General features: G+C 67.5%; 5 protein-coding genes. 2 read left to right on the top strand and 3 right to left on the bottom strand.

What is annotated here, in order from left to right; all coding sequences use genetic code 11:
• Positions 1-171: 171 nt before the first annotated feature.
• Complete coding sequence (locus AC1DR7_RS19575) at positions 172-726, bottom strand: RNA polymerase sigma factor (RefSeq protein ID WP_478076633.1); 555 nt, start codon at positions 724-726, stop codon at positions 172-174.
• Positions 727-932: 206 nt separating this feature from the next.
• Here AC1DR7_RS19575 and AC1DR7_RS19580 point away from each other — a divergent pair, with 206 nt between their 5' ends.
• Entirely contained in the window at positions 933-3,815 is a 2,883-nt protein-coding gene (locus AC1DR7_RS19580; protein ID WP_457318667.1) for a bifunctional diguanylate cyclase/phosphodiesterase, read from the top strand.
• Positions 3,816-3,858: 43 nt separating this feature from the next.
• Here AC1DR7_RS19580 and AC1DR7_RS19585 read toward each other — a convergent pair whose 3' ends face one another.
• Together AC1DR7_RS19585 and AC1DR7_RS19590 are read right to left on the bottom strand one after the other, a co-directional pair.
• On the bottom strand, positions 3,859-4,452 hold the full coding sequence (locus AC1DR7_RS19585; RefSeq protein ID WP_457318666.1) for an LOG family protein: 594 nt from the start codon (positions 4,450-4,452) through the stop codon (positions 3,859-3,861).
• 309 nt (positions 4,453-4,761) lie between these two features.
• Positions 4,762-6,258: an aminotransferase class III-fold pyridoxal phosphate-dependent enzyme gene (locus AC1DR7_RS19590; RefSeq protein WP_478051988.1), complete on the bottom strand. Its 1,497-nt coding sequence runs from the start codon at positions 6,256-6,258 to the stop codon at positions 4,762-4,764.
• A 211-nt stretch (positions 6,259-6,469) separates the two neighbouring features.
• On the opposite strand from AC1DR7_RS19590, the gene queA reads away from it, so the two are divergent.
• Complete coding sequence (queA, locus tag AC1DR7_RS19595; protein ID WP_457318664.1) at positions 6,470-7,534, top strand: tRNA preQ1(34) S-adenosylmethionine ribosyltransferase-isomerase QueA; 1,065 nt, start codon at positions 6,470-6,472, stop codon at positions 7,532-7,534.
• Positions 7,535-7,594 lie beyond the last annotated feature (60 nt).

The raw sequence follows: 7,594 nt of genomic DNA on the forward strand, positions 1-7,594 counted from the left end.
GCGCAGCCGCCTCCGGGACCGGGACGGACTGCGCCACCGGCGCGGTGTGCAAGGACGCCCGTGCGGCCGCCAGTACGGCCTCGTCCAGCGCGCTCGACGGTGCGGTGGGCGCGGGACGACCGAGCAGGCGCGCCAGCGCGCGTTCTTCCGGGGTCAGCGGCGCGGACCGGTTCATTCGGACAACCCCGCACGCAGCTTGTCCATGGCATAGCGCAGGCGCGATTTCACGGTTTCGCGGCCCACGCCGGTGATCTCGGCGATCTCTTCCAGGCTCAGTTCCTGCTCCAGGCGCAACTGCAGTACCTCGCGCTGTTCGTCGGGCAGCTGTTCCATGGCCAGCTGCAGCCGGCGGCGCTGTTCGAACTCGGACAGCTGGGTTTCCGGCGTACGCGTATCGCTCATGCGGGCGACCCGCTCCTCGGCATCACCGGGCGCGGGCGGGCGGTGCCGCGCCGCGCGCCAGTGGTCGTTGAGCCGATTGTGAGCGATGCGGAACAGCCAGGTGGTGAAGGCGGCATCGGGTTGCCAACTGGCGCGCGCGGCGATCACGCGCTGCCACACGTCCTGGAACATCTCGTCGGCCAGTGCGGCATCGCGCAGCTGGCGCAGCAGGAAGCTGTACAGGCGGCTGCGGTGGCGCGCATACAGGGTTTCGAACGCAGGCAGCTCGCCAGCGGCCCAGGCCAGCATCAGCGATTCGTCGGTTGGCAGGGCGGCGGCGTCCACGGCGCACAGGGTAAGCGCTGGGCCGGATTCCGCATAGCAGGGCAAGGGGCGGGCGGGGGCAGGGGACAACATGGGCGCGGGCAGGTGGGCGATGTCCCGTTGAACGTCCCGTGGCGATGAACGGGGTTGCGGGCTTCCACTGCCCCCCTGTCGGCGCGCTATGCTCAGGCCACAGGGGAGGTGCCGGGCATCCGGCGCCAGAAGAGATGAACATGTTGTCCAGCCAGGTAGTGACGTCCTTGGGGCATCCGGATCGTGAGTCAGTGGTCTCCGCCGCGCTCGCGCAGGCGCTGTGCGCGTTGCTGCCTGGCGATGCGCAGGTGGCCCTGGCATGGTCGGACCCGGGGCTGGGCGAAGGCTGCCAGGCGCATCCGCTGCCGGAATGCGCGTCGGCCGAGCTGCTGGATGCGTTGCTGGGCGACGCGGCCGGCGTGCATACCGCGCTGCGCCGCTGGCAGCACCAGGGCAGCGAACTGGCGGTGCGGGCGCTGACCGGCGCCAACGCGATGCCCGACGAAGCCTGGTGGGCGATCGCGCTGCGCGCATTGCAGGACGCACTGGCGCTGGCGCGGCAACGCGAGCAGATCAAGTTGCTGGAGAACTCCAAGCGGCTGCAGCAGGCGCTTTACGAGATCGCCGACCTGGCCGGTGCGGACCTGGAAATGGCCGAGATGCTGCGCCATTTCCATCGCGTGCTCAATTCGCTGATGTACGCGCAGAACTGCTACATCGTCGAGTACGACGACGTGCGCCGGCGGGTACGCTTCCTGTACTTCGCCGACCAGCGCGACAGCTTCGTGGCCGATCCGGACCGCAGTTACGAAGAGCATGAAATGCCGCGCAGCCTCACCTTTGCGCTGCTGCGCCACGGCCAGCCGCTGAGCGGGCCGTCCAACGAACTGCTGGCGGCGATGAACGACGAGTACGACCCCAGCCGGGGCCCGGAGAGCCTGGACTGGCTCGGCGTGCCGATGCTGCGCGAGGGGCGCGTGTGCGGGGCGATCGTGGTCCAGAGCTACGAGCAGCGGGTGCGCTACAACGAGGCCGACCGCACGCTGCTGGGCTACGTGGCCCAGCACATCCTGACCGCGATGGACCGGCGCCAGGCACAGGTCCAGCTGGAACGCCAGGTGGAGCGGCGCACCGTGGAGCTGCAGCGTGCCAATCGCAGCCTGCAGGACGAGGTAGTGGAACGGCGGCGCGCGGAGAAACTGCAGCTGGCGCTGTTCAACATCGCCGAGATGGCGATGAGCGCCGAGAGCCTGGCGCAGTTCTACGTGCAGGTGCATGGCGTCGTCGGTACGCTGCTGGATGCGCGCAATTTCTACATCGCGCTGGTCAACGAGGGCGGTGACGGCCTGGATTTCGTGTACTCGGTGGACGAGTACAACGCCTCGCGCGCACCGCGTCCGTTCAGCCAGGGCCTGACCGAGTTCATCGTGCGCAACCGGCAACCGTTGCTGGCCTCGCGCGACCACATCGATGGGCTGCGTGCGGCCGGACGCGTGCGTGAGTTCGGCGCGCGCTCGCACTGCTGGCTGGGCGTGCCCCTGCTCAGCGACGACGATGTGGTCGGCGTGATCGTGGTGCAGAGCTATTCGCCGGAGGTGAGTTTCACCTCGCACGACCAGCGCCTGCTGACCTTCGTTGCGCAGAACATCGGCAATGGGCTGGCCCGCCAGCGTGACCAGGAAGGCCTGCGCAACGCGCACGCCGAGCTGGAAAAACGCGTGGAGGAACGCACCCGCGAGCTGGCCGAGGTCAATGACAAGCTGCTCGGCCAGATCGGCGAGCGCCTGCGTGCCGAGCAGCGCCTGACCCACCAGGCCATGCACGATGCGCTGACCGGATTGCCCAACCGCCTGCATCTGCTCGACCGGCTCGAGGACGCGATCGCCCGGGCGAGCGCACCGGATGGGCCGGTCTTCGCGGTACTGTTCCTGGACCTGGACCGGTTCAAGCTGGTCAATGACAGCATCGGCCATGCGGCCGGCGACCAGATGCTGGTCGAGGTGGCCAAGCGGATCGTGTCGATGATGGGCAGCGGTGATGTGGTGGCGCGGCTGGGCGGCGATGAGTTCGCGATCCTGCTGCAGTGCGACCAGGGGCTGGCGTCGGCGCGCGAGTTTTCGCAGCGGATGCTGGTGGCGCTGGAAGAATCGATGTGGGTCAAGGGGCGCGAACTGTTCCCATCGGGCAGCCTCGGCATCGCGATGTGGAACCCGCGCTATCGCAATGGCGAGGAACTGGTGCGCGATGCGGACGCGGCGATGTACCGGGCCAAGGCGCAGGGCAAGGATCGTTGTGCGGTGTTCGACGAGGCCATGCGCGAGGAGGCATTGCGCAGCCTGGACCTGGAAGCGGACCTGCGCCGGGCGATCATCAACCGCGATTTCCTGCCGTACTACCAGCCGATCGTGCGTCTGAGCGACGGCGCGGTGGTGGGGTATGAGGCGCTGCTGCGCTGGCAGCATGAGCGGCGGGGACTGCTGCTGCCGAGTGCGTTTCTCGACCTGGGCGAGGAGAGCGGGCTGATCGAGCAGGTGGACTGGCTGCTGTACGAAGACGTGATCGGGCAGCTGGCACTGGGCGGGGAAGGCTATCTGTCGGTGAACGTGTCGCCGCGGCATTTCCGTTCGGCCGATTTCATCAGCCGGCTGTTCGGCCTGATCGAGGCGGCGGGCGCGGATCCGTGCCGGCTGCGGCTGGAAATCACCGAAGTGGCCCTGCTCGACGATGGTCCGCGCACGCTGCGCATCCTGCAGACGCTGCGCGAGCGTGGCGTGCTGGTGCAGCTGGATGATTTCGGCACGGGATTCTCGGCACTGTCCTATCTGCACCGGTTCCCGATCTCGACCTTGAAAATCGACCAGAGCTTCATCGCCGGCCTGCACGGCCAGGACATCCAGAGCACCTACGCGCTGGTGCAGGGCGTGCTGTCGCTGGCGCGCACGCTGGGTATCGAGACCGTGGGCGAGGGTATCGAAAACGAAGCGCAGCGGTTGACGCTGCTGCAGCTCGGCTGCGATTACGGACAGGGCTACCTGCTCGGGCGGCCGGCGCCAATGGACACGTTCGCGGCGGAGTAGTGCCGGCCGTGGGCCGGCAACTCCACATCAACGCATCAGGCGATCAACGCAGCGCGTTGCGACGCTTTTCGTCGATCCACTTGGAGGCCTGGGCCGGCTGGTAGGCGCGCATCCAGTCGAGCATGGCGTCGATGTCCGAACCGTACCAGAGGTCGGCGCGCTGTTCCGGATGCAGGAAACGCTCTTCGACCATGCGGTCGATCATGCCGATCAGCGGCGCGTAGAACCCGTCCACGTCGAGGAAGGCGCAGGGCTTGTTGCCGATGCCGAGCTGGCGCCAGGTCAGCATCTCGAAGATCTCCTCCATGGTGCCGAAGCCGCCGGGCAGGGCGACGAACGCATCGGAGAGGTCGAACATGCGCGACTTGCGTTCGTGCATGGAGCCGACGATTTCCAGTTCGGTCAGGCCGCGGTGGGCCACTTCCCAATCGGCCAGCTGCTGGGGGATGACGCCGGTGACCTCGCCGCCGCCTTCCAGCACGGCATTGGCGACGGTCCCCATCAGGCCGACATTGCCGCCGCCATAGACCAGACGCAGGCCGTCGCGGGCGATGCGGTCGCCGAGTGCGATGGCGCGCTCGGTGTAGACCGGCTTGCTGCCGGGGTTGGAGCCACAGTAAACGCAAATCGACTTCATTGGATCTTCCTGTGTTCGAGACGCTGGTGCGGCGGACACGAAAAAGCCCCGCCGATGACCGCTGTTGCGGTCTCGTGACGGGGTTCGTTCCGCAGATGCGGGCGGGGATTATCGCGCGTTACGGGCGCGGAGGCCAATCTGCACACGTGACGCCAGCCGACCAACGGTCGGCGCTACGGATGAGGGTGCACCCGGGGGTAGAGCCGACCGTTGGTCGGCTTTCGTTTTTCCTGCCGTTGCCCGACCTTCGGCGTTCGTACCGTCGGTCGCCTACCCCCGTGCGGGTTCAACCCCGCCCGGCCGCCGGCCTCAAGCCGCCTGCGACTGTTCCTTGCGCGGACCTTCCTTCAACGCGCGGCCCACCAGCCCGACCAGCAGGTCCAGCTCTTCGCTGTCCATGCCGAAATGCGGGGTGAAGCGCAACGAGTTCTCGCCGCCGTGGATGACGTTGATGCCGTGGTTGCGCAACCATTCCTCGGTGGAACCGGTGCCGTAACACTTGAACTGGGGCGCCAGTTCGCAGGAGAACAGCAGGCCGGTGCCCTGCACCTTGGTGATCAGCCCGCCCAGCTCGGACTTGAGCTGCTCCAGCTTGCGCACCGCTTCCTCGCCACGCACGCGGATGTTCTCGCGCACCTGCGGGGTCAGCAGCGACAGGGTGGCGCAGGCCACGTCCAACGCACGCGGGTTGGAGGTCATGGTGTTGCCGTAGATGCCCTTGCGGTACAGATGCGCGGCATGTTCGGTGACCGCCAGTACGGAAAGCGGGAACTGGGCGGCATTGAGCGCCTTGGAGTAGGTCTCCATGTCCGGCACGTCCAGGCCTTCGAAGCCGGGGTAGTCGACGATGGAAAGCACGCCGTGCGCACGCAGGCCGGCCTGGATCGAGTCGAGCAGCAGCAGGCTGCCGTGCTGGCGGGTCAGTTCGCGGGCCAGCGCGTAGAAGGCCGGCGGCACCGAGCGGCCCGGGTCGCCTTCGCCCATCACCGGCTCCAGGAACACCGCCTCGATGAACCAGTGGTTCTGCTCTGCCTCGGCGAAGACGCGCTTGAGTGCCTCCTCGTCGTACGGGGCGATGGCGATCACCGAGTCTTCGCCGCGGTAGCTGGCCAAGTGCTGCACATAGGTCTTGCGGCTGGAGTCGGAGTACAGGCCGGGACGATCGGTACGCCCGTGGAAGCTGCCCTTGATGACCACGCGCTTGATCTTGGCGCCGGCATGGCGCGCGCCCGGGTCGGTCTGCAGTTTTGCGTTGACGTCGGCGATGCGCGCGGCCAGGCCGACCGCTTCAGAGCCGGAATTCAGGCACATGAAGTGGCTGTACGGGCAGCCGCCGCGACGGTGCCCGATCTCCTTGCGCAGGGCCTTGATGAAGCGCTGCTGGGACAGGTTCGGGGTCATCACGTTGGCCATTACCTGCGGGGCGGCCATGGCCGCCATGACCGCCTCGGGGGTGTGGCCGAAACCGAGCATGCCGTAGCCGCCAGCGTCGTACAGCACCGCCCCCTTCAGGGTGACCACCCACGCACCGCGGGCGGCGAGGGCGACATACGGGGTGACCGCATCGTCGGCGTAGAAATTGACGAAGCCATCCTGCATCGCCTCGATCTGGGCGCGTTCGTCCAGCGCCAGCAGGTCGCCCAGGTCGGCGCGGACGCGCTCGAATTCGGCGGCGGCAGCGTCGATCGCGGCGATCAGCTGCGGGTGGCCGGCACCCAGGCGCTCCAGGCTGGCGTCATCCAGGCCGGCGGTGAGGCGGGTGCCGGGCTGGGCGCGAAGGGGGGCAAGACGTTCGATGAAGCTCATTGCAGATCTCCTGAAACGATTGGCGGCACGGCGRAAACGCAAAACGCGCGTCTATTCGCGCGCGCTGGGGGCATTCCTGCTCGTGCATCTAACTTCCAGCCCGATGCTAGCACGCGCTTTTTCGCGCGATAACCCCGCGAAAACTGTTGCATAGCAGCATTTTGCGCGACGTTTGCCTGTCGCTGCGCCGCCGCGGAGGGCCGGTCGTACAATGGCCGACATTGCCTACACGTTGCCGTGCGCTCCCTTGAAGAAGTCCGATTTCAATTACGAACTCCCGCCTGAATTGATCGCCCAGGCGCCCCTCGCCGAGCGCTCCGCCAGCCGCCTGATGCTGGTGCCGCCGGCCCCCGCCGCGTTCGAGCACCGCCAGGTGCGCGATCTGCCCGACCTGCTGCGTGCCGGCGATCTGCTGGTCTTCAACGATACCCGGGTCATTCCCGCGCGCCTGTTCGGGCAGAAGGCCAGCGGCGGGCGCGTCGAAATCCTGATCGAGCGCCTGCTCGGCGCCCAGCAGGCGCGGGCCCAGGTCGGGGCCAGCAAGTCGCCCAAACCGGGCAGCCGGATCGCGCTGGATGCCGGTGGCGAGGCCGAGGTGCTGGGCCGCGATGGCGAATTCTATGTGCTGCAGTTCCACGTGCCGGAGGCACTGGAGCAGTGGTTGCTGCACGCCGGTCGCCTGCCGTTGCCGCCGTACATCCAGCGCGAGCCGGGCGTGGACGACCGCGAGCGCTACCAGACCGTGTTCGCCCGTGAAATCGGCGCGGTGGCCGCCCCGACCGCGGGCCTGCACTTCGACGAGGCACTGCTGGCCACGCTGAAGGCCAGGGGCATCGATTTCGGCCATGTGACCCTGCATGTGGGGGCGGGCACGTTCCAGCCGGTGCGGGTGGACGACCTCAAGGAGCATGTGATGCACCGCGAGTGGCTGAACGTGGGCGCCGAACTGGTCCAGCAGGTGCGCCGCACGCGCGCTGCCGGCGGCCGGGTGATCGGCGTGGGCACCACGGTGGTGCGTGCACTGGAAAGCGCGATGCGCGATGGCGAGCTGCTGCCGTATGCCGGTGAGACCCAGATCTTCATTACCCCGGGTTACCGGATCCACAGCGTGGATGCGATGGTCACCAACTTTCACCTGCCCGAAAGCACCCTGTTGATGATGATTTCGGCGTTTGCCGGCAAGGAACGGGTGTTCGAGGCGTACCGGGCCGCCATCGCAGAGAAATACCGCTTCTTCAGCTATGGCGATGCGATGTTGCTGTTCCCGCAGGCCTAGCCGACCAACGGTCGGCGCTACGGTCGGGAGGGTAGCCGACCAACGGTCGGCTCTACGGTT

The sequence above is a fragment of the Stenotrophomonas sp. P5_A9 genome (genome assembly GCF_056400525.1).